Here is a 23,243-nt window from a genome sequence, read left to right as displayed (position 1 = left end):
TTTTCATTTGTTAATCACCAATAACATGCATTTTCCACGCTACCGGCAGTTTTAGGTGTTTCACTCTTTTGAGGATACACCCAATGTTCATTCATTAATAATCTATAAACACCTTTTTTGCCAAAAGTTTTTTCCCCAAAATTTTCATCCTCCCATCTTTTTCCTTTTATGCCAAACATAAGCTGCAAGGCGCCTCCTATATGTATTGCTTTCTTACCGGCTCTTTTAATATGGGCAGCCAAAGGGAACCCGTAAGCCCCACAACCTATTAAGGCTATGTCGAATTCAGCTTCATCTGTTTTTCTTTTCATATAAGAAAGTGCTTCAAACCAATCCTCAAACTGATTGGATTGCCCACCCAGACTTTGTACAGCTTTTATGGTGCGCAAAGAAAGAAATTCCGGCAGAATGGTTTGATTTTTAAAAAGCTTTTCACGCCTTTCGTACTGCGTTATTATAGTTTCGGCAAAGGGATGTATTACTAACACCTTTTTGTTCTCCAGTGCTTTCATCCAGCTATATGCTGTCCAGAAAGGTTCAAGCAGCAATAATCTTATTTTAACAGCATCCTTTAGTGCAGGTTCAAAAAAACGTTCATCGGCCAGCCAGCTTCCCAACACATCCACTTGTTTCATATCTTCCATCATGAGCTCGCAAAACCGTTCTATTTTTTCCCGAGTTGGAGGAAAGAAGCCGCTCCACTGCTGCATCTGATTCATAATATTTTCATTCCACCACCAGGGCAGCGCCCTTCCCTGTATATACCTCCAAACATCTGAATTACTATTCTTTACACCGAGGTAATTTACCATAGCGGATAATTCAGTACTTCCAAAACGGGCTATCATGCACGGTTCATCACTCATCAGCTTATCATAAATCATCCCGGAAGCCACCTCTGCATTCTGCTCGCAAACAGGCTTTTGCTGTGTTGGCACACGAAATACCTTCGCATAAATTTTACGAAGGGCTTTAAGGCTTACTATAAATAGTTTGCTCATTATCTTGCCGGTTTCAATTTAAGTTTACCAAATAATGTTTTATATAATTGTATTGCTATTTGCTTCTCGCTTCTATCGGCTCCAACGAACCATCCCAACACTCCATGCAGCACTACAGAAATCGCTACAACCAAACTTAACCGAAACAATCCTTCCGCCAGAAAAGATATAAGAAAGAGCGTGCACGCAAACGCCACAACATTTAGTAAAACACACGGAATAAATACTGCGCGCATATAGCGTTCATATGACATGCCCAGGTTTTTATGCGCAAAGAAAAGTGCAACCATACCGCCCAGTATACTCCAGCAAAAGATCCATACTATATACAACATGTAAGGCGGAAAGCGCAGGTAAAAAAACAGTGCAGTAAGTATAACAGGCAATATATTGAGAATGCCTTTTAGCTGGGAAAATATTTTAATATCCCCCTGGGCATAAATCCCGCTGTTTATGGATATAGTAAGCTGCTCAGACAAAATACGCAACAACTGTAAACGGCAAAACAAAACGGCCCAGGCGGGTACGTGCGCCAGCCAGACCTTAAGGATATAATCTGCTTCAACAATAAAAGGAACGGAAAAAAGCGAAAATAAAATAAACGAAAATTTAGACCCTGCAAATGATGCCCTAATAACCATTTCCCGATGCCCGTTTCCCTCGCTTTTGGCAATTACGGGGTTCAATGCTTTCAGAGCTGTCTGAGAAAAAGTCATTAATTGTCCTGATATCTGGTTGGCAATTCCCTGTGCTGCATTTAAAATCGTTCCAAAAAAATGGTTCAGCACAATTCCCATCCCATATTGGCTTATAATGCTGGACGCGCTTGATAAAAAACTCCATCCCGCAAAACCCGTCATCTGCTTCATCAGCTTTTTGTTCCAATACCTTTTAGGGGCTATCACACATTCTTCATATTTCCTGTGGCAATATACCCGCATAATCATCATAGTAATAAGCGGTACGCAGGCCATAAAAATACCATACAGAACAAGCTTGTCACCTATCAGGTACACTACCGCAACAGCCGCCAGCAGCTTTAATACAGATTCAATAATGCCCACCATAGCATAATACCGCATGTTTTCGCGGGCGTTTAATACCGCATCATAAGGCACGGTCATTACTGTAAACATAGTGCTGATGATAAGGCTGCCATATACAATTTTGGCGGCATATTTCCTGTCCGGCGCAATATTCAGCAAACCATTAAAAAAGAACCATCCTGCAATCAATAATGCGATGCCTACTATCAGAGAAATAAGAAAATGCAGCAATACACTAATGTTAAAAATCTTTCTTTGTTTTTCCCGGTCTCCTTCGCCCTCGCTGTAAGACATAAAGCGCTGAGTGGCGCCCGCCATTGCCGCGTTTAAAAAGCCCAGCATGGCAATGGCCCCACCCACGATATTAAAAATACCAAAATCGGATGCGCCGAGGGCATTTAGTATAAGGCGCGTGGTGTATAACGATATAAAGATCGTTATACCCATTTTTGCATATAAAAAGCCTGTATTTTTTATCACCCGCCTGGCTGTGCTCATATCTTTTTTTAAACGGTGTTATTCAGCCTGCTCATTACCTTGAGATGAAATCCAATAAGCTGTTGCTTTCCGCCCGTATCATTCTCCGCTACCAATCCGATACAGATGAAAACCAATCTGCTCCAATGCTTCCCTGTTCACAATGCCCCTGCCGTCAAATACAAAGGCGGGCTTTAACATGACATCGTACACATGCTGCCAGTTATAGGTTCTAAACTCGTCCCATTCCGTAAGTATGGCTACGGCATGCGCCTCCTTCATGGCTTCATACGGGTCTGCCGCTACTTTTACCAGGTCCCTGTTTTCATCAGCTGCCCGGCTTTTTAAATAGTCCAGGTCCGCATATACCTGCCCTGCAGGTACACGTGGGTCATACACGGTAATAACCGCCTGTTCTGCCAGCAATTCATCGGCCACATAAATGGCGGCGCTTTCGCGTGTATCGTTGGTATCTTTTTTAAATGCCCATCCCAAAAAGGCTATTTTTTTACCTGAAACCGTGTTGTACAGGGTTCTTACAATTTTTTTAGCAAAGCGGCTTTTCTGGTGGTCGTTCATAATAATTACCTGCTCCCAATAGTGGGCCACTTCGTGCAAGCCGTAGCTGCGGGCTATGTATACCAGGTTCAGGATATCTTTCTGAAAACAGGAGCCCCCAAAGCCAACAGAGGCCTTCAGAAATTTGGGGCCGATGCGGCTGTCAGTGCCTATTGCACGGGATATTTCATTGATGTTGGCTCCGGTTTGTTCACACAATTCCGAAAGAGCATTAATAGAACTAACCCTTTGAGCCAAGAAGGCATTCGCCGTAAGTTTTGAAAGTTCAGAAGACCATACATTCGTGGTAAGGATGCGCTCACGCGGCACCCAGTGGGCATATATTTCTACCAGGGCTTCCAAAGCAGCCCTGCCTTCGGTAGTAGTGTTGTCTCCCCCTATTAAAATGCGATCCGGCTGGTGCAAATCGGCTACTGCGGTTCCTTCGGCCAGGAATTCGGGGTTGCTCAATATCTGGAACTGTACTCCATTGCCCACATGGTCCAGGATACTTTTTATAGATGAGGCGGTGCGCACCGGCAATGTGGACTTTTCAATCACTATTTTATCCTGCTTTGCCACTCTTGCGATCTGGCGGGCGCATAATTCAATATATCTTAAATCTGCAGCCTGCCCCTTCCCGGCACCATACGTTTTTGTGGGTGTATTTACTGAAATGAAAATCATCTCTGCGGCATCTATGGCTTTGTCTGCGTCCATAGAAAAAAACAGGTTACGGCCACGGGCTTCGGCTACCACATCCGCCAGGCCGGGCTCATAAACAGGGATTTTATTCACATCCGGGTTATTCCAGGCTGCTATCCGCGCTTCATTCAGATCCACTACTGTTACCTGTATATGCGGGCATTTTTGTGCAATTACGGACATTGTAGGGCCGCCCACATAGCCGGCACCGATACAACAGATTTTAGTTATACTCATTCTAAAAAATGCATTCGGAATTGTGTTAAAATAAATTCCTCATTTTAATCCGCCTCATTTTTCTTTTTTTACCATCCCCTGTCAGAATGAACCTTTCGGGCCGGCAAAGGATTGCATAAGCCAGCATTTTTTACACGTCCCCCCTGAACAAATCCACCAGTGAAGCGCAACAAGGTTTGAGCGGCGTGTTTTTGCCCATATTCTACCCCGCCAGGTGCTCCCACTGGGTCTTATTGTCTTTTTTAAACACTTCCACATCAGCCGCTACCATTTCTTTACACAGCGCTGCCAGGTCGTACTCCGGCTGCCAGCTAAGCCTTGTTTTGGATTTAGTGGGATCTCCTATCAGCAGTTCTACTTCAGTAGGGCGGAAATAGGCTGCATCTACACACACTATTTCCTTACCGGCTTCCAATTGAAATTCGGGCTTAGAGCAGGCAACCACATAACCTTTTTCCTGCACGCCCTTACCTTTAAAAGCTACATCAATACCCAGTTCGGCAAAAGCCATTTTTACAAAATCGCGTACGGGGGTGGTCACTCCGGTAGCAATTACATAATCTTCCGGCACATCCTGCTGCAATATCAGCCACATGGCGCGTACATAGTCTTTGGCATGGCCCCAGTCTCTTCTTGCATCAAGGTTTCCGAGATATAGTTTATCCTGCAGCCCCAATGCAATAGCGGCAACTGCTCTTGTTATTTTACGGGTTACAAAGGTTTCCCCGCGTAAAGGGCTTTCATGATTAAACAAGATGCCATTGCAGGCATACATACCATAGGCCTCCCTGTAGTTAACGGTGATCCAGTAAGCGTATAACTTGGCTACTGCATAAGGGCTGCGCGGGTAAAAAGGCGTGGTTTCCTTTTGTGGCACTTCCTGTACGAGGCCATATAGTTCGGAAGTGGAAGCCTGGTAAACACGGGTCTTTTTTTCCAGCCCAAGGATGCGGAGCGCTTCCAGGATGCGCAGGGTACCGATGCCATCGGCATTGGCCGTATATTCGGGCGTATCGAAACTCACTTTTACATGGCTCATCGCCGCCAGGTTGTAGATCTCATCAGGCTGTGTTTCCTGTATGATACGGATGAGGTTGGTACTGTCGGTCATATCGCCATAATGCAACCGGAAGCGCACATTCGGGTTGTGCGGATCCTGGTACAGGTGGTCAATCCGGTCGGTGTTGATGAGCGAAGAGCGCCTTTTGATACCGTGTACCATATATCCTTTTTCCAGTAAAAGTTCCGACAGGTAAGCGCCGTCCTGTCCGTTTACGCCTGTGATCAGTGCTGTTTTCATTTTTTTATTTTTAGTGGATTGAGTCAATTTTCTGTCATAATCAATAGTGTTCTATCTTTCTGCAAACTCCTGCCTTAAAAAATCGTGGTAAGCGAGTTGAATGCCTTCTTTCAGATCCGTTTTGTGCTTCCAGCCCAGGCTATGAAGCCTGTTCACATCCATCAGCTTGCGGGGGGTGCCATCCGGCTTGCTGCTATCCAGCTCAATGCGACCTTCAAAACCGGTAACCTCTTTTACCAGCTTTGCCAGTTCCAGGATACTCAGGTCGGTACCGGTACCTATGTTTACCAGTTCTCTTTCATTGTAATGCTCCATCAAAAACAGGCAGGCATCAGCCAGGTCATCCGCATACAAAAACTCCCGCAACGGGGTGCCGCTGCCCCAGATCACCACCACCGGGCTGTTATTTTCTTTTGCCTCGTGAAAGCGACGGATCAGAGCGGGCAGCACATGACTATTTTGCGGGTGGTAATTATCGCCTATGCCATACAGGTTGGTGGGCATTACGCTGATAAAATTGTCGCCATACTGATCCCTGTACGCCTCACAAAGCTTAATGCCCGCTATTTTGGCAATGGCATAAGGCTCATTGGTAGGCTCCAGCAGCCCTGTAAGCAGGTATTCCTCCTTAAGTGGCTGTGGTGCCAGCCTGGGATAAATACAACTGCTGCCCAGGAACATTAGTTTTTTTACCCCGGTCTTATGAGCAGCATGGATCATATTGGCTTCCATTACCAGGTTATCATAGAGGAACTCCGCCCGGTAGGTATTATTGGCTACAATGCCTCCTACTTTGGCAGCGGCCAGAAAAACATATTCCGGCTGTTCCTCAGCAAAAAAATTATGAACGGCCTGCTGGTTTCTCAAATCCAGTTCGCCACTGCTTCTGTACACCAGGTTTTTATACCCCTTTAGTTCCAGCGCTCTTTTGATTGCACTGCCCACCATGCCCCGGTGGCCCGCTATATATATTTTAGATGTCAGTTGCATGCTGCATTAAAGTTTAATGGTTCATTGATAATGGTTCATAGTTCATGGTTCATGGCTCATGCCCGGAAGATTATTCTACATTCATCATTATACATTCTGCATTTTACCTGGCGTTCCAATACGGCTTCGCCGTTCTCAGTAACAGCGATGTGTTACCTAAGCTACAATTTAGTTTACAAGCCCGGGGCCGAAGCCGGAAGTCAGGGGATGTTAATCCGGCTGACTTTTGCAGCATGAATGTGCAGCAATGCGCTGCAGGTAATCCCCTTTATAGCAAACTGCAAATACAGCCGGCCCTTTTTTTCTATCAAAATACCCTTATAGCCTTTAAACGGCCCTTCCTGCACTTCTGCCCAATCACCGGTCTCACAGCTATTATAAATGATGGCTACCTCATCTTCGTAATTGCAGATGCGTTTTATCCTGTCTATTTCGGCTTCTGTCAGCCCTGCGGGTTTACCGTTTTCCCATAAATAGCGCACCGCGCCGATTGCATCAAATACCCGGTTTTGTTCTGCAGCAGCAATATGAACAAAAAGATAACCATTGAATAAAGGAAGTTCTACCCATTTCTTCCTGTCGTGCCACATCCGCAGTTCTTTCCGTAAAGGCAGATAATGCACAACGCCCAGTTTCTCAAGCTGGCTGCTCACCTGCTTTTCGGCCCTGGAACGGGTAACCAGCACGCGCCATATAGCCCGTTGCTGTTTTGAACTATTTTCCATCACCTCCATCATCTGCTATTTTTTTTCCAGCGGGAGAAAAATGTTTTTCCCTTCTTTTGCTCTTCGTAGTACCCGTAAGCGAACGGCGTGTTATAGCCATAATAACTATAATACCCTTTTTCTTTTTCAAAATCAATATCATTTACCACCAAGTTCAGCTTACCCAGCCGGCCGCTTTGCTGCAGTTTGTCCAAACCTGCTATGGATTCTTTATAAGTAACGTTCACACGGGTAATATACAGCGTTAGCGATGCATACGCCGATAAGATGGCAGCATCAGTAACCACTACGGGGGCAGTATCAATAATCACATAATCGTATTGCCGCTGCAACGTTTCAATAAGGGCTTTTGTTTTGTCAGACATCAGCAGCTCTGCCGGGTTGGGCGGTATAACGCCATTAACAATCACATCCAGGTTGGATACAGATGCTATCGGGTGAATAATGTCCTGCAAAATGCTTTGCCCCACCAGGTAATGCGTAAGCCCTTTTTTGCCCTGCATGTTCAGTACTTTATTTAGCTTGGGCTTGCGCAGATCCATGCCAATGATAACGGTTTTTTTGCCGGATAATGCAAAGGTTGCTGCCAGGTTTAACGATATAAAGGTTTTGCCCTCCCCGGGGCTGGTAGAAGTTACCAGCAGTACTTTATCCCGTGCCGTCAGGGTATAATTCAGGTTCGACCGTAAAATGCGGAACTGTTCCACCACCGGGTGGCGCCCGTTTTGCTCGTTCACGATAAACTCACCGGTATACTCATCTTTAAAATGCCCGATCTCGCCCACGACAGGAACTTTGGTTAGTGTTTCAATATCTTTTTTGCGCCGGATACGATTGTTTAATAACTCCCGTACCCACATCCAGGCAAAGGGAACTACCAGCCCTGCTAACAGGCCTAATGCCAGCATCATTTTGCGTTTGGGCTTTACAGGTATGGGATCTGTGCGGGGCACGTCAATGATGCGCGCGTTGGATAAAGTGGACGATTTGGACAACGCGGCTTCTTCCCGTTTTTGAAGCAGGAAAATGTACAGCTCCTGTTTGATGCCCTGCTGGCGGCTGTACTCAAGGAATTCCCGCTCTTTTGCCGGTACGGTTTTCAGCTCGGCATCGATAGCACCGCTTTTTTGCTGAATGGTATGAATACCCGACTGGGCTGCATTCCTCATGTTTTTCAAACCCGTAAGAAGGTTGTTGCGCAGCTCCCCCAGTTGCTGGTCGATATTGGTTACAACGGGATTGTTTTCCGTCATGCTCAGCAGGCTGCGCTGCCGGTCCAGCAGCAGCCTGTTGTATTGTTCGATTACCGGTGATAAAGCCGGGTTATCCAACGTTAAAGAAGCAGGTACCAGCCTTGGATTTTGAGAGGTTTGCTGCATAAAGGTAATCAAGGAGTTCACCATGCTGAGCTGTACTTCCTGCGCTGCGGTTGTTTTATAAAGCTCGCTTGAATTGTCCAGGATCGCTTTTGCCTGCCCGGAAATATCTATAATATCGTTCTTCTGCTTAAAGCGCTGAATCTCCGCCTCAAGGTCTTTTAAATCGGTAGTTACACCAGCCAGCCGACCGTCGATAAAGGAAATGGTACTGTCTGAAATAGCGTTGCGGTCGGTCACCCCGTTCTGAATATAAATTTTGATCACCTGGCTGAGCAGGTCTCTTGATTTTTGCGGAACCTGGCTTTCCAGGCTCATATTGATGATGCTGACCTGCTTGTTAGGGATTTCCGCATCTATGGCATCAAGGTAAAGTTCTGCTAATTTATCCAGATCCAAAAAGCGAATAAAAACGTCATCGCCGGCTTCCCGATCTTTAACCAAAGGATTTTGTTGCACCTGCAGCTCAATACCCGGCAGGCCCAGTTTGCCTCCCGGCCCGCTCTTATATTCCTGCCCGGTTTCGGTATTGGTCAGAGTTACCCGGCCATTCTGCATATTAAGCCGGTAGCGGGCGCTGCTGTCTGCCGTTAGTTTTGTAGTGTACAGCTCTTCGCTGGTCATTACCGGGTGTATTATATAAGGACCGGAGGTTCCGTAATATTCCTCTGATTTCAGTCTGTTTTTTTCTTTAGAAAGTTTAACATACAAACCCAGGTCCATTACCGCCTGGCGCATAATGGTAAAGCTTTTGATAATTTCCAGCTCATTATCTACATTGCTGGCACCTGTAGAGAGGCCCATGGCCTGCAGCATATCGATACCGGATTTTGATGAGCCTGATGACTTTAACGGGTCATCTTCCTTAATTAATATTTTTGCTGAAGTGATATAAGAAGGATTGGTTGCGTATAAATAAATATAGGCAATAAATAATCCGCAAAGCACGGATACCAAAATAAATAGCCAGTTGGCTTTGGCTTTATTGATCAATTGTTTTATATCAAAGCCTTCTTCGCCTTTTTCCTCATCCCAGTATAAATCGTCTGCGTTTATTTTTGGATTCATAATTATTACTTATTATCTTAAAAGAGCGGCAATAATCACGGCCAGAACACTGGCTGCACCTGTTACAATGGAAATGGTACGGCTGGCAGAAGCGTCGCTCTGAACGGCCCTGTTTTTAACGGGCTCTATATATACCACATCGTTTTGCTGTAAATAAAAATAAGGTGAAGACATAATCCCGGCATCATTCAGGTTCAGGCGCATTGCCTTTTTAGTATTGTCCACTTCACGGACAACCATTACATTATCCCGTTTACCATATACGGTAAGGTCACCGGCCATACCTAAAGCATCAAGCACAGACACGCGCTCGTTACTGAAATTATAAGTTCCGGGCCTTGCCACCTCACCTAAAACCGTCACCCTGAAATTCAGCAACCGGACGTTTACGGTAGGATCTTTAAAATATTGTCTGGCTTTTTCTTTAATAGTGTTCTTCAATTCAATTGTCGTAAGCCCTTCGGCGTGAATGGTGCCCAAAACCGGCAGCTCAATATTGCCTGATTTATCTACCAGGAAGCCCTGTGTATTATTATTGAAGGCTTGCTGCTGATTGCCGGATGACACATTGCCCTTCATGGGCGGCTGGCTTATGAGGTTAATAGCGTCCGTACCGCCGGCGGCAGGGTCAATGGTAGTGACCATTATACTGAGGATATCATCTGCCTTAACGGTTACAGGGCTGTAAACTGCTAGCGGAATAGCTTCACCTTTTTTGTACACAGAACTGCTGTCGCTGACATTATTGAAATAAGTGAGTTTTTTGTAGTTGGTGCAGGAGGCTGCCAGGATGCATACAGTCAAAAATAACGGAACGTAATTTTTCATTTTATGGATTATACAGGATTAAATTGTTTAGCATTTTTTCTTCAGAAGCATTTTTACAATAAAACGCAGCTATTGTACGGCAAAACTGATATACAAGACAGCGGTTTTTTACCGTGTATTTAGAACCATTGTAGCCGTAAGGGCGCCTATAAAAAAACATTTTCCCAAAAAGTCCAAACAACCCTGGTAACAGGTTTTTAAGTATCAATATGCATTTTGCTCGCCTTTGAAAATATTCCATACTGTAAGGAAAATAATTTTCATATCGAGCATAAATGTCCAGTTTTCAAGGTAGGCAATATCATGCTCCACCCGGCTCTGCATGAACCTGAGATCTCTTGTTTCCCCGCGATACCCGTTTACCTGAGCCCAGCCTGTAATACCGGGCTTTACAAAATGCCGGATCATATATGCATTGACCTCTCCACGATACTGATCAGTATGCAACAACATGTGAGGCCGTGGTCCTACAATGGACATATCCCCACGGAGTACATTGAAAAACTGCGGTAATTCATCCAGGCTGGTTCTGCGCAGGAAAGCGCCAACTTTTGTAATGCGGGCATCCTGCTTTGACGCCTGTACCTTATCTGAATGCTGATTTACCTTCATGCTTCTGAATTTATAGCAATAAAAGGGCTGGTTATTTCTACCGGAGCGTTTCTGTTTAAAAAAGATCGGTCCGCGTGATTCTGCTTTAATCAGAAGGGCAAGTAACGGGACCAGCCAACTCAGTATAAAAACAATTACCATCAACGAGAAACAGATATCGAAGGCGCGTTTAATGATAATATTATATTCAGATAGCAAAGGCTCTTTCCTAACTGTAATTACCTGCGTGTTACCCAAACGGTCAATCAGTACCGGCCTGTTCAAAATATGCTCAAACTCCGGGAAAAACTTTACCCGTATCATATTCTGATCAGCTTCATAAAGCAATTGCTGAATGGACTCCTTCTTCATTGCAGACAAACAGCAAAAGATTTCTTCTACTCCTTCGCGGTACATCTCATATATATCCGAATAATCCGACCCGTTGCTTTTCATACGCACCTCATCCTCCTGATACCTTCCGGTAATTTTGTATTCAAAGAAACCATCGTTTATAATATGCTGCAGGTCGCCATTGTACCCGTTATAACCGATGATCACGGCTTTCTTCCTGCGAACAAACAAGTGACGGAATTTCTTTCTGAAGCTTAGGAACACAACACGGCTGCAGAATAAAAAGAAGCCAAAAAGAAATAAGGTCGTATAGAATAATTTTCCGGTAAAGATGTTTTTCAACAATAAGAAATAAAGAAGACTACAGACCAGTATGTAAAAGAGCCAGGTCTTGACAGATACTCTGACAATTACTTCTGCATTGTCGGTCAGTAGCCGATGATACAGGCTTTTACTATACGCAAAACACATCCATATCAATTCCAGAAAAACAATTCCTGAAACTACGTCAGCTGAGAAAAACGCTTCACTGTTATTAAGAAACAGCAGTGAAGAAAAGATTACGGATATTGTCAACAGTACCCAATCCAGGCATAGTGGAATGTACTTGGCGTTGCGATTGCAAAAATTCAGTATTTCTCTGAATATTGCTTTCAAGTTGACTTTTTTATATGGCAAGGCTTTCTGAAGTAAGGGTTGTACTTCTTCGCCCATATAAAAAGTATTATGTTGTTTCTAAATAAAACACATCATTTCATTGTTAGAGAGCTTTGGAATCAACCAAAAGAGTCTGATGTATTATTGTCTTTATTAAATAATAAATAATAATATATATTTAATTTCAGTTTAAAACAGATTTATTATATCAAATATAGAAAAATAATTCACATCAAAAAAATAATAATAAAAATTTGAAAAAATATTTTTCCCAGCCTGGATACTTCATCAGAACGTCCATCAAAAAAATAAAAATTCTCCTTTTACTTTTTCCTGTAGTAGTCTGATGAACTAAAACACGCAACAGATAATGCTTTTACTGTTTTGGATCAATTAATTATGGTTTCTAAAAATAGCTTTTTTATAATCCGTCTTTACTTGCCAGGTAACGGTCGCCCTACTTATATATGAAAAATCTTTTTGAAATTCACCTTCTCTTTTGTTTTGTATAAAACAAAAATTTATATTTTAAAAATAATAATATATAAAATACAAACATATATTACCGATCCGGCTATATTATTTTTAAACTCATAAACAGGGTTTAGGCGATGTTCACGACCTAAACAGATTGTCGGTTGCAGCCGCTTCTGCCGCGTTGAATACCATGACTATATTCCGCGTATTCGGGATACTATTGCCAGAGAAAGAAAAAAATGGAATACATTTTTGGACAGCCTGCATTTACCTTATACCGAATCGCGAGCCAACTTTGTGTATTTTAACATTGGACGGCCCTATTCAGATATTATAAGTGCCTTAAAGGAATACAAGCCGGAAATAGGGGGGGCTTTGACCTGTATAAAACCTGGATCAGGATTATTATAGGCCTGCCGCAGGAAAATGAACGGGCACGAAGAGCTGTATTGCGAATACTGAATGGTTGATTGCTTCTGTTATTTTTACAACTGGCAGGAAATCGGTACAAATAAAAAGAAAGGCTTTTGCTTATTCTTTTCAATAAAAGACAGTGCCTGCTGTTGTATAAGGTCAGGCGCATAAATGCCCCGGTGCCCAGGGCTGTTGCCATTCAGCTCCACCCTTTGCTGGTTATGCCATAAGTGCGTTGGATAATAACTATGCGCCTGTCGCTGGCAGTTATAACCATAAAATTCATCAAATCCTTTTTTATTCGGATCACCGGATGTGCCAACCATTCCCAAGCCCCATTTACCAAAGGCTCCGGTAACATAGCCTGCCTGTTGCAATAACTGTGCAAGCGTATAAATACTATCTGCCAGGGGTTCCTGCCCTTCCGGCTCTATTTCCTTGTTGCCCCGGATATAAGTATGCCCTGTATGCTGACCGGTTAGCAGGGAGGAGCGTGAAGGGGCACAAACCGGCGCACCGGCATAAAATTGCATAAAGCGCATACCGGCCGCAGCCAGTCCGTCGATCCGCAGGGTTCTAATGCGTTTCTGGCCGTAAGCACCAGGGGCGCCATAACCCAGATCATCAGCCAGTATAAAACAATATTAGGCTGTTGTTGCGCGGCAAGTCCTTTTATGAGCGCAAGCAGCAGTATATAAAAAACAAATCACTTTATAAATAGTAACAGGTTTTGCATCATTTTATTTTTATTTCCATCCCGGATTTTGCGTTAACAAAGGGTTGAGCACAATTTCGTTGGAAGGCAGCGGGTACAGGTAATAATAATCCGGGAAAGAAGCAGGTGGCTGCCCCTCATAGTCGATATAGCCCTCTGTTGCACCGTTTTGTATAGGTATGGATACATTAGCCGGCAATCCGTCGGCTCCTTTTTTTATCCACCGGCCTAATTTCCGCGCGGTAACATAGTCCATTTTTTTCCAGCGGCGCAGGTCATTATACCGGAACCCCTCTCCCATCAATTCTACTGCACGCTCGCGGCGTATTTCCCAAAGCACGGGCGCTACACCGGGATCACGGCTGGGGTCGGCGACAATATTACTTATCTGCAATGGTGCAACACCACCCCGCTTGCGCAGTTGGTTGATGGTTTTATCAATAATGTCCTGATTTATCTTTCCCAGTTCATACTGCGACTCTGCATAATTGAGCCATACTTCTTCAATCCGGAAAACAGGTGCATCATTTATATCCTGGCCCTGCAGGTCATTGACATACTGATTGTAAAATTTATAAAACCGGTAACCGGTATAGGTCACACAGTACGGCTGACCGTTAGGAAAGTCTACAAAATGCGGCTCCTGCCGTACCACAAAGCCATTCCAGTTACGTACGGGGAGGGCTTTGTTGCGGGCTGTGGATATACGACGCATCAGGTCAAAATACAATGTATCTTCAGGATTGGTGGTATAGGTAAATTCCAGGCTGGGCGCATTGGTAATAACCCGGTATGGAGGCGGCACGGTATAGTAAAGCCGCTTGTCGCGGTTTTTAAATTCCTCGTTAGGTGTTTTATCATTGGTAAACAGCGGGCTTGTAAAACGTGATTGCCCGTCGGTCATCAAATACAGGTCTACAGCTTTTTTTGTAAGATCCCATCGCCCGGAGGAATTGCGGTTACTGGTAGACATACCGTGTGTGATCTGATTTTGTACATATTGTTTACACAATATAATACCGGCCGCTCCTATCAGCGATTCACTGTTAAAGACCATATCATAGTCTGGCAATATACTTGGGAAGGTCTGCATCAATGCTTCTGAGGCGGTACTGCTGGCCTGCAGGTAAGTTTCCGCGCCGGATAGCCCGTGGTATTTGCGCCAGGTTCCTTCCCGCAGCCCAAAGCGGGAAATAAGCGCCCTTACCACATTGGCATTAATCGTGTTGGGGCCATCTGATGCTGCGTTAATATTTTCCTCGGCATATTTAAGATCTTCCATAATTTGTGCGGCTACTGAATCGCGGCTGCTGCGTGGTTTGTACAGCTCTGCGCTGGAAGTATCCTTCAGCTCCCTTAATACCAAAGGCACGCTGCCAAACCGGTTCAGCAACTCTGCATAATTATATGCCCTGAAAAAAGCGCCTACAGCCCGCCAGTGTTTTTTATCATTGTCTGACAGCTTTGACTGGTCAATATTGTCCATCATAATATTGATGGCGCGGAGGTTGGCATAGCCATTGGTGTAATTATCATCCGTTGCCGGAATCGTTAACAGTTGCCAGATCACATTGGACCGGCCATTGGGCACCGCATTGAGGAACAAATCATCGTCAAATTCCGAATTCGTCAGGGAACCGTTATAAGCCGGGAATACGTTGTAAAACTGCCAGGCATAGGTCTGGAAGCCTTTATAATCAGCAAACGTAGTAGATACGACCAACTGGTCTTTTGGTTGCAGGTTTAAATAATCTTTTTTACAGCCGTAAGATCCGATAAGTAAAGTCAGGCCGGCCGTTATGTATTGATATATTTTCATAATGCTTACGATTAAAAGTTTACGGTTATGCCAAAGCTGTATTTTTTGAGAAACGGATAAATGCCTCCTTCTCCCAAATTGGTGGCTTCTGCATCCAGCCCATCTGGCAGATGATCGAATGTGAACAGGTTCTCTCCTGAAAAAAACACGCGCAAACCACGCAGAGAGGCCCTGCTCGCCCATTTTTCAGGGAAGGTATATGCCAGGCCGATGTTCTTGAGCCGCATATAGGCAGCATTAGAAAGGTATTGGGTCTGGATCAAACGGCTATTGGGGCCATTACCGCTACCATCCGGATACAGCCGGGGAAAATGAGCGTTTTGATTATCGGGCGTCCAGTAATCGAGCTGATGCGCATACACCTGTGCAAACTGGCTTATGTAGGGCCAAAAAACCTGGTTGCTGATCCACAGGTCCCTTTTTCCTACTCCCTGGAGAAAAAAGGAAAAATCAAAGTTTGCGTAGGAGATACTGCCATTAACCCCAAACTGCCAGTGCCGCGTATTATCGCCAATGATCTTGCGGTCGCCAGGGTCAGCCAGCGTATTGTTGCCTGTAAAAATAACGCCGTCGCCATTCAGATCCCTGTATCTTATATCACCCGGATTCTGATAAAACCCGCGGTAGGGCGCTACTCCGGGCTTTAAGCCCCCGTTTTCTGCCACTGTGCGGTTGTTGATCAGCTGATCATTTAATACACCGGAAACAAAATCATCTGCAACATAGTATCCCTGGGTTACATAGCCCCATATTTCACCCAATTTTTGCCCAACATAATAATAGGTATTATTGCCACTGCCATTAATATTAAGGATACCGCCGGGATTATCATACCGGGTAATGGTAGCCTGATTATTAAACACATTTAATCCCAGCGAATAACGCACTTTGCCCACCTGGTCTCTCCAGCTAAGCTCCGCCTCCCATCCGTCTGTTTTAAGATCGGCGGCATTTTCCAGCGGCGGTGTGGTGCCCAGGGTAGCCGGTAATGGCTTGGAAGGGATCAGCATACCCAGGGTGCGCCTCCGGTATACCTCGAATGTACCTCCCAGTTTATTGTTGAGCACACCAAAATCCAGTCCCAGGTTGGTTGTCTGCACCCGTTCCCAGGTAAAATTATTGCTTACCAGGGTAGGCGGGCTTAATGTGGGGTTCAGCACATTAGTAGAAGGATTAATCCAGCCGGAATTTTGCGTTGGCAAACCTGGAATTGCTGGATAATAGTCCTGCTGACCGCTGTTATCCCGTAAAAGAACCACCTGGTTACCAATCTCCCCGAAAGAACCACGCAGCTTCAAAAGCTGAAACACATTCTGGTTGCTCATAAATCGTTCTTCGCTCAGTACCCATCCCGCGGAAAAGGCCGGAAAGAAACCAAAACGATGGCCCGCGGGAAAACGGGATGACCCATCATAACGCGCAACCAGCTCCAGCAGATATTTGTTTTTATAAGCATAATTAATACGTCCGAAATAACCGGATACCGCGAACTCGTTGAAATCGTCTCCCGTAGTGCTGAGCCCTGTGCTTGTGGAAAGCGAAGGCACATCCTCTGCAATCAGATCGAGCCTTGTGGCGGTATAACCGTTTTGCTTACTCTGCTCCTGGTTGGTGCCTAAAATTATATTGATATCATGTGCATTGTGAATCTTTACCGAATAGTCCGCATAAAGATTCAACGCGTTATAGAACGTGGTTGAAGACGCACGTTTATAGGAAGAAGTAGGGTTAACAATATCTAGCTGAAAATTTTCCGGTTGTATATACCGCTTCGTCGGAAAAGATTGCATGATGTTTTGATTGGAATAATTATAGGTATATTCCATATTTATCTTCAGATTCTTAATGGGACGGTATTCCAGTTTCCCAAACAGCCGCAGGTTGTCATTGGTTTGATTTTCCGGTGGCTGGTTCGTAACAATGTTATTGGCTGATGAATAAGGCAGTTGCTCCCCACTGCCGGGCAGCGTACCATAATCGGTATATGCAAAGGAACCATACTTTACAACATCGCTGAATACAGTGCCGTAATTTGCAGGTGTCCTTTTAAGATCATGGTAATAAAATGCGTTCACACTGGCAGTAAGATTGGAAGTCAGGGAGGTGTTGATAAACGAATTGAAATTATACCTTTTGTAAGTATCATTTCTGCCAACGAGGATACCATCCTGATCTGTATATCCTATTGAAGTACGAAAACTTGTTTTTTCCGAACCACCGCTGAATGAAAGATTATGGATCTGTTCAAAGCCCTTTTTAAAAAGCGCTCCGTACAGATCATGCTCCTGTAAAGGATAGCGTGTACCGTTAATTGAAGTAAACCCCTCCGGATATTTTCCGGGGTCCTGCTGGTATTGTTGCAATAAGTCCAGCCAGGTAGCAATATCCTGCCCCGTCCAGGCAGTTTTGGTGCCGAAATCGTTTAATGCGCTTACAAACTGCAGCGGCGTTGTTTTTTGCGGCAGCGTGCTGGCTTCGGTAATAGCAAAGTTATTGGAATATTCAAACCGTATGGGCTGGTTCCGGCCCCCTTTCTTGGTTGTAATAAGCACCACTCCAAATGCAGCCCGCGCTCCGTATATGGCTGAAGCCGCAGCATCTTTCAGTACCGAAATATTTGCGATATCCTTCGGGTTTACATCATCCATGGACATCGGCACATTATCTACTAATACCAACGGGCCTGATGATCCGTTAATAGAAGTAAAACCTCTTATATTGATACTGGTTCCTGTTCCGGGCTGTCCGGACCCATACGTAACCTGTACGCCCGGGATCGTTCCCTGCAGGGCTTGTGAAGTGCTGGTTACCGGACGATCCCGGAGCACTTCGTCCATTTTTACACTGCTGACCGCCCCGGTTAAGTTCGCTTTCTTTTGAGTGCCATAACCAACTACCACCACTTCCGTCATGGCACCGGGCTGTGGAACCAGGGAAATAAGGATAGAGGTGGTTTTTCCCTCCTTTAACGTATATCCTGTAAGGGTCTGTGGTTCAAACCCGATCATCGTAGCGTTAAAGCTATATTCTCCCGTTGGTAATTCGGTCATCCGGAATCGCCCCAGGCTGTCTGTACTGACCGTGGTGATGTTTTTCCCGGCAGCAACAGAGGCTACCGTTGCCCCCTGTATTGGAATTCCCTTATCATCATTAACAATTCCGGTGACCGTTGCCTTAGTTTGGGCAAGGCCCATCCGGGGCATAACAGCCAATAAACTGGCTGCAATGGCAGCAACAAATAAGCTTGCACTATTTCTCATTTCGCTTATGCTTTAAATGGTTTTAAGATCGTACTATATACAACGAAATAAGAAATGGGTATCCCGTAATGCGCAGCAGCTTTTTTTATTTCAGCGAAGGATATATTTTCCCTGTACGGAATCAATGGTTAGCCTAAGGTCGTTCATCAGTGCAATGTCGGATAATATTTTCTTCAGCGAACGTCCGGCTTTGATCGTTCCGATAAAATTGATTGCCGCTACTTTTTGAGTCGGATAGGCTATTTCCACCCCATAGCGATGAGCCAGCTGGTCCAATACCTGTGCCAGGGGTTCATTTTTAAAAATCAGGGAACTGCTAACGGTCACTGCCGGCGCCGGCATCCTGCTTTCAGGTATTGCAGTAACCAGCCCGGGCCCGGAAGAGGGTTCTGCTGATTGCACCGCTGATGCGGTTCCCCGGTCATTGTTTTCCGGCACTGCCATAAAAACAAAGAGTTTTTTTTCTGTATTATACCGGATCCGGTTTCCGGGCAGCAGATAATATTTAGCCGACGTGTCTTTAACCCCAAAAGAACGCACCATTATTTTCCCCTCCAGCAAAGCAACATCCACGCGCCCGCTTTTTAACCGATCTGTTACGCGGAAAATAGTTCCAAGGGCAGTGGTAGCCACATCACCACAGTATACGGTAAATGGCTTACAGGTATTTTTAGCCACTTTAAACAGCGCGTCCCCTTTCAGGTGCACCTCACGTTTTTGCTCGAATAACAATGAGTGGGAATATGCTATTTCACTGCCTGGCGTTAGTATCACCTGCGAGTGATCCGGCAGAAAAACCGTTTGGGAAGCAGACCCGGTATTTTTCAGGTACATTGAATGAAAAGTCATATTCGACGGCACCCAACGCCCTTCCCGGTGGTATGCCTCCACGGGCGATGAAGGATCCCGGTTGTATAGGAGCCCTACAAGTGCCGCCGCGGCTGCCAACAGAGAAGCTGCTACAATAAACCTCCTGAACGGGCGCACTTTTGGCAGGGGAGCCGTTACCTTTTGTATAAAAGCCTCGGAAAGCTCACTAACCTGAAGAGCTGGTGCATGAAACTGCTCCCACTCCTCTTCCGCCATAAAAGCTGGCGCTTCCGGATCAATCCCCGCATACAATTGATGATCCGCTTTTTTATTATATTTTTTCAGTAACCTTTTTCTCACCTCAAAACGTTTAGAGCAATCTTAAACGATCATCTCATCTGAGCCATACATAATACAAAGCTATGAAAATGGTAAAATTCGCTTTCAAAATCGGTCTTAAGAAACGGAGCGCCAGCTGTACGTGCTTTTCCACTGTTTTTACCGAGATGGAAAGTTCACTGGAGATTTCCTTATAGCTTAGCTGTTCCTCGCGACTAAGCAAAAACACTTTTTTTTGCACCGGGGGCAACTGTGCCACAGCGCGCTGCAGCTTTTCTTTCAGATCTTTTTCCTGCAAAACAGCATAACCATCATCCTGCGTTTGCTTAAAAATATTCTGTTGCAGCGTTATACTCTTCAATTTTTTTCTGCCTCTTTCCTCTTTTCGCAATTCATCGATCAGCGTAGTGCGGGCGATCTGGAAGATACGGGCCGACAGGTTATGAGCTTCTTCTAAATACCCGGGATATTGCCAGAGCTTGATGAAAGTAAGCTGTGTTACCTCGTTTGCCAGGTATTCCGATTTCGTTTTTATCAATAAATAATGATACAGCTTCTTGCTGTATTCATAAAAGGCTTTCCGAAAAGCAAGCTGATATGTCAGCTGATGATCCTTCTCCATATTTAAGCAAACGCAGAAATGAATAAGACGAATTTAAACTAAATTAACTATAAGGAACCAAATAAATTCGTCCAGGCACCGTTTGAACGGAATCTGATCGTTCAATGAAGAAGGCATTTCTTTTACTGTGCAGCTTGCGGGAGTATTATTTTTTCTCAAATTAAGCACGCTTTTAGTAATCCGGCTAAGTTTCAGCTGCATCCCCTGCCTGGTTACTTATATTATTCCGACATTAAAAGAACACTGTTACCCAGAGCTTGCCGAAGGGTGATCAGTCGTTGGCAAGCTCAGCCTGACATACCTTCACCTGGTGCAATTTAAATCTAAACGGTATTAAATACTGGTACGACTCTCATGCAAGATTGCAGCCATTGCCCGGCCCGCCGTGTTAATGGCTTGTCCATACTCATAATGGCTGTCCGTAAATTAATGCTCGTCTTTTTCTCTAAAATTTGTATCCTATTGCGTCTACTCTAATTACAGGGCAGCCCCGTCAGGGGCAATATAACGGTAACCGGCAGGAACCCAAACCTATTAAGCCCTGTAAGGGCGAGCTATATCAAATTAGAAAATTGCACCGGTGGCTCTTCGTGGTATAAATCAAAAGAGAGGTTTTTTACCGTTTCCCGGAATCCTTGCTGCTGGTTGCATAAATTTTTCCCGGGAGTTTTATTACAAAACAGCTCAGGATCAAACAACTGACCTTATAGAAATAAATTTTTAAAAATATTAGTCTATAAATTTTGTAGACTAATAAATTGCCTATATATTTGTCTCCAAATTACTTTATACCTTGATTATAACAACAACAATACACATAGCACAATCGATACGGATCTTATCGTATCTGGCAGGTATGTGCTGTTGTTGTTAATGCATTTGCCGGATACTTACTGTCTTCCCCACCTTTACTTTTATCCATTCTTAACCCTTTTAATATCATTATTATGAGCCAGCCGACACAACCTTTCTATTTTCCGGATGCAATAAAGCCGGTACATATCCACCACCTGAAAGAACATGGCATCCTGCATTTCAAACAATTTATTACTCCTGAAGCGGTGCAGGAATTCATTGCAGAAGTAAAATCAGTAGAAAAATATTTACTAAATAAGAGTATAAGCAGCGTAAATGGCATCCCGCTAAAATTCGGCACTGATGTAGACGGGTCGCCCCTTATACAACGCATCGCGTTTGCCTCCCAGTACAGCGCAGCGCTTTACAATTTCTTAAAAAGTGATCGTGTTCAGCAGATCGTAAATTTATTGCGCCCATTTGAAGGACGCATCGGGGCAACAGAAAAAGATGGCCTTGTAGTGAATCATTATTTAAACACCCAGGACAGCGGATTTACAAGACTGGGCTGGCATACCGACAGCCCCCGGGACCTCTTCCTGGGATCAAGAATAAAACCCATGCTGAACGTTGGCCTTCATCTGGATGATTGCCCTCAAAGCAATGGCGGGTTGCGGGTTCTGGCAGGCACACATAACAAAGGATTACTAACCCTGTTCTTTAAAAAGAAATATTTTATAGACCATAAACCGGATGAGAAGGAAATCGGCTTTGATATTGAGGCCGGAGACCTTACTGTGCATGACGGGCGCCTGTGGCACCGGGTGCAGCAGTCACCACATATCGGGGAGTCAAGCCGCAGGCGTGTTATGTACATACCTGTAGTAACCGGGGCTTATGCTCCCAAGCATGCCGATAGTAAAACCCCGATCTATCACCAGTTAGCCCGGTTCACCAACTGGAGACCTAAACAGCGTACAATTGCACAAAATGAACCCGGATTAACACCTTCCCTATGATCCCGTTATTAATTATAACACTGTTACGAAACTATTTCAGAAAAAAAACCGCCGGTTAATATGTCGTATGCACTTGTAACAGGAGCAGCAAAAGGTATTGGTTACGCCATTGCCATTGAATTAGCCAAATTAAAGAAGAGCTTATTTTTGGTGGATATAGACGAACCCTGCCTGTCTGAAGCCGCTGATTATATCCGGAATAAGCACTTTGTAGAAGTTCAGACAATTGTGCAGGACTTATCTGATCCGCATGCTGCCAGCCTGCTATTTGAAAAAACAAAACTCTATCATCCTTTTTTAAGAATCATTGTCAATAACGCAGGTTATGGTTTAAATACACCATTTCTTACAACACCTGTGGAAGAGCAATTAAACATTATTGATGTTAATGTAAAAGCACAATTACGCATTGCCCACTTATTTATTCCCGTGTTACAGAAGTTCCCCAAGTCCTATTTATTAAATGTAGGAAGCACTACCTGTTACCAGTCTGTACCCTATTTATCAGTATACGCGGCTTCCAAGGCATTTGTTATATCCTTTACCCGGAGCCTGAGATTTGAATTAAAAAACAGTACGGTATCTGTAAGCTGTTTGATTCCCGGTGCCACAGACACCGCCTTTGTTTCAAGAGCGGGAATGCAGCCACATACGTTAAAAACAGCAGAAAAATTCAATATGAGCCCGCAGGAAGTGGCAAAGATCGCAGTAAAAGGTTTATTAAAGGGCAAAGCAGAAATTGTTCCGGGATTTACCAATAAACTGAATGCTACCATAATAAAATTTATACCCAAGAGCCTTGTAGAGCGGGTAGCGGCCAACATTTATAAACCCCGCTAAAAACGGGGCCCTTATTGCTGAAACAGGATACATCTATATGAAGTTACACCATCCGTACTCTATAAAGCCACGTGGCCGAGCGGTCAGGCGGAGCTTTGCAAAATCTTTTACGCAGGTTCGAATCCTGCCGTGGCGTCTTTCAGGCAAGATCAAACCAGAGAACTGGCGTTCTGTTTTTACAGAATGCCCTTTTTATTTCTATAAGAAAACATATGGGTAA

Annotated in this window: 16 protein-coding genes and 1 tRNA gene; 3 read left to right on the top strand and 14 right to left on the bottom strand. The window is 44.5% G+C overall.

Annotated features, from left to right (window positions below):
- Positions 1 to 14 precede the first annotated feature (14 nt).
- The 14 genes from A8C56_RS06210 to A8C56_RS06140 form a co-directional block, all read right to left on the bottom strand.
- Positions 15 to 1,001 (bottom strand): GT-D fold domain-containing protein, encoded by a 987-nt coding sequence (locus A8C56_RS06210; protein ID WP_067753432.1) that lies wholly within the window; start codon positions 999 to 1,001, stop codon positions 15 to 17.
- On the bottom strand, positions 1,001 to 2,545 hold the full coding sequence (locus tag A8C56_RS06205; RefSeq protein ID WP_067753429.1) for an oligosaccharide flippase family protein: 1,545 nt from the start codon (positions 2,543 to 2,545) through the stop codon (positions 1,001 to 1,003). The genes A8C56_RS06210 and A8C56_RS06205 overlap by 1 nt, the downstream gene beginning before the upstream one ends.
- A gap of 78 nt (positions 2,546 to 2,623) precedes the next feature.
- Positions 2,624 to 4,024 carry a nucleotide sugar dehydrogenase gene (locus A8C56_RS06200; protein ID WP_067753426.1) on the bottom strand — a complete coding sequence of 467 codons (1,401 nt, stop codon included), beginning with the start codon at positions 4,022 to 4,024 and terminating at the stop codon, positions 2,624 to 2,626.
- A 202-nt stretch (positions 4,025 to 4,226) separates the two neighbouring features.
- The gene (gene gmd, locus A8C56_RS06195) at positions 4,227 to 5,324 is read right to left on the bottom strand and encodes a GDP-mannose 4,6-dehydratase (protein WP_067753423.1); all 1,098 of its coding nucleotides are present in this window, start codon (positions 5,322 to 5,324) and stop codon (positions 4,227 to 4,229) included.
- A 51-nt stretch (positions 5,325 to 5,375) separates the two neighbouring features.
- Entirely contained in the window at positions 5,376 to 6,314 is a 939-nt protein-coding gene (gene fcl, locus A8C56_RS06190) for a GDP-L-fucose synthase (protein WP_067753421.1), read from the bottom strand.
- Between the two features lie 200 nt (positions 6,315 to 6,514).
- Entirely contained in the window at positions 6,515 to 7,051 is a 537-nt protein-coding gene (locus tag A8C56_RS06185; protein WP_067753418.1) for a UpxY family transcription antiterminator, read from the bottom strand.
- Positions 7,048 to 9,483 carry a GumC family protein gene (locus tag A8C56_RS06180; protein WP_067753415.1) on the bottom strand — a complete coding sequence of 812 codons (2,436 nt, stop codon included), beginning with the start codon at positions 9,481 to 9,483 and terminating at the stop codon, positions 7,048 to 7,050. Before A8C56_RS06180 ends, A8C56_RS06185 begins: the two co-directional genes overlap by 4 nt.
- 12 nt (positions 9,484 to 9,495) lie before the next feature.
- Positions 9,496 to 10,311, bottom strand: coding sequence for a polysaccharide biosynthesis/export family protein (locus A8C56_RS06175; protein ID WP_067753412.1), 816 nt, complete (start codon positions 10,309 to 10,311; stop codon positions 9,496 to 9,498).
- A 204-nt stretch (positions 10,312 to 10,515) separates the two neighbouring features.
- On the bottom strand, positions 10,516 to 11,970 hold the full coding sequence (locus tag A8C56_RS06165; protein WP_084490050.1) for an undecaprenyl-phosphate glucose phosphotransferase: 1,455 nt from the start codon (positions 11,968 to 11,970) through the stop codon (positions 10,516 to 10,518).
- Between the two features lie 905 nt (positions 11,971 to 12,875).
- Positions 12,876 to 13,385, bottom strand: a complete 510-nt coding sequence (locus A8C56_RS06160) for a sulfatase-like hydrolase/transferase (RefSeq protein ID WP_245645887.1) — start codon at positions 13,383 to 13,385, stop codon at positions 12,876 to 12,878.
- Between the two features lie 165 nt (positions 13,386 to 13,550).
- Entirely contained in the window at positions 13,551 to 15,338 is a 1,788-nt protein-coding gene (locus A8C56_RS06155) for a RagB/SusD family nutrient uptake outer membrane protein (protein WP_067753406.1), read from the bottom strand.
- A gap of 11 nt (positions 15,339 to 15,349) precedes the next feature.
- Complete coding sequence (locus A8C56_RS06150) at positions 15,350 to 18,598, bottom strand: SusC/RagA family TonB-linked outer membrane protein (protein ID WP_067753403.1); 3,249 nt, start codon at positions 18,596 to 18,598, stop codon at positions 15,350 to 15,352.
- Positions 18,599 to 18,688: 90 nt separating this feature from the next.
- Entirely contained in the window at positions 18,689 to 19,768 is a 1,080-nt protein-coding gene (locus tag A8C56_RS06145) for a FecR family protein (RefSeq protein ID WP_067753400.1), read from the bottom strand.
- 34 nt (positions 19,769 to 19,802) lie between these two features.
- The gene (locus A8C56_RS06140) at positions 19,803 to 20,369 is read right to left on the bottom strand and encodes a sigma-70 family RNA polymerase sigma factor (protein ID WP_067753397.1); all 567 of its coding nucleotides are present in this window, start codon (positions 20,367 to 20,369) and stop codon (positions 19,803 to 19,805) included.
- 947 nt (positions 20,370 to 21,316) lie between these two features.
- Here A8C56_RS06140 and A8C56_RS06135 point away from each other — a divergent pair.
- The 3 genes from A8C56_RS06135 (at position 21,317) to A8C56_RS06125 (ending at position 23,159) form a co-directional block, all read left to right on the top strand.
- A complete protein-coding gene (locus A8C56_RS06135; RefSeq protein ID WP_067753394.1) occupies positions 21,317 to 22,183 on the top strand; it encodes a phytanoyl-CoA dioxygenase family protein in 867 nt (288 codons plus the stop codon).
- Positions 22,184 to 22,243: 60 nt separating this feature from the next.
- The gene (locus A8C56_RS06130; protein WP_067753391.1) at positions 22,244 to 23,023 is read left to right on the top strand and encodes an SDR family NAD(P)-dependent oxidoreductase; all 780 of its coding nucleotides are present in this window, start codon (positions 22,244 to 22,246) and stop codon (positions 23,021 to 23,023) included.
- A gap of 65 nt (positions 23,024 to 23,088) precedes the next feature.
- A tRNA-Cys gene (locus A8C56_RS06125) sits at positions 23,089 to 23,159 on the top strand.
- The last annotated feature ends 84 nt before the right edge of the window (positions 23,160 to 23,243 follow it).

The organism is Niabella ginsenosidivorans (genome assembly GCF_001654455.1).
Taxonomy (GTDB): domain Bacteria; phylum Bacteroidota; class Bacteroidia; order Chitinophagales; family Chitinophagaceae; genus Niabella; species Niabella ginsenosidivorans.
The sequence above is the reverse complement of the archived record's forward strand: the minus strand, read 5'-3'. Positions and strand labels throughout refer to the sequence as shown.

What these genes read in the sequence shown, in the direction of transcription:
- A8C56_RS06210 (WP_067753432.1), bottom strand. Translation starts at nt 1,001, where the DNA reads ATGAGCAAACTATTTATAGTAAGCCTTAAAGCCCTTCGTAAAATTTAT.
- A8C56_RS06205 (WP_067753429.1), bottom strand. Translation starts at nt 2,545, where the DNA reads ATGAGCACAGCCAGGCGGGTGATAAAAAATACAGGCTTTTTATATGCA.
- A8C56_RS06200 (WP_067753426.1), bottom strand. Translation starts at nt 4,024, where the DNA reads ATGAGTATAACTAAAATCTGTTGTATCGGTGCCGGCTATGTGGGCGGC.
- gmd (WP_067753423.1), bottom strand. Translation starts at nt 5,324, where the DNA reads ATGAAAACAGCACTGATCACAGGCGTAAACGGACAGGACGGCGCTTAC.
- fcl (WP_067753421.1), bottom strand. Translation starts at nt 6,314, where the DNA reads ATGCAACTGACATCTAAAATATATATAGCGGGCCACCGGGGCATGGTG.
- A8C56_RS06185 (WP_067753418.1), bottom strand. Translation starts at nt 7,051, where the DNA reads ATGATGGAGGTGATGGAAAATAGTTCAAAACAGCAACGGGCTATATGG.
- A8C56_RS06180 (WP_067753415.1), bottom strand. Translation starts at nt 9,483, where the DNA reads ATGAATCCAAAAATAAACGCAGACGATTTATACTGGGATGAGGAAAAA.
- A8C56_RS06175 (WP_067753412.1), bottom strand. Translation starts at nt 10,311, where the DNA reads ATGAAAAATTACGTTCCGTTATTTTTGACTGTATGCATCCTGGCAGCC.
- A8C56_RS06165 (WP_084490050.1), bottom strand. Translation starts at nt 11,970, where the DNA reads ATGGGCGAAGAAGTACAACCCTTACTTCAGAAAGCCTTGCCATATAAA.
- A8C56_RS06155 (WP_067753406.1), bottom strand. Translation starts at nt 15,338, where the DNA reads ATGAAAATATATCAATACATAACGGCCGGCCTGACTTTACTTATCGGA.
- A8C56_RS06150 (WP_067753403.1), bottom strand. Translation starts at nt 18,598, where the DNA reads ATGAGAAATAGTGCAAGCTTATTTGTTGCTGCCATTGCAGCCAGTTTA.
- A8C56_RS06140 (WP_067753397.1), bottom strand. Translation starts at nt 20,369, where the DNA reads ATGGAGAAGGATCATCAGCTGACATATCAGCTTGCTTTTCGGAAAGCC.
- A8C56_RS06135 (WP_067753394.1), top strand. Translation starts at nt 21,317, where the DNA reads ATGAGCCAGCCGACACAACCTTTCTATTTTCCGGATGCAATAAAGCCG.
- A8C56_RS06130 (WP_067753391.1), top strand. Translation starts at nt 22,244, where the DNA reads ATGTCGTATGCACTTGTAACAGGAGCAGCAAAAGGTATTGGTTACGCC.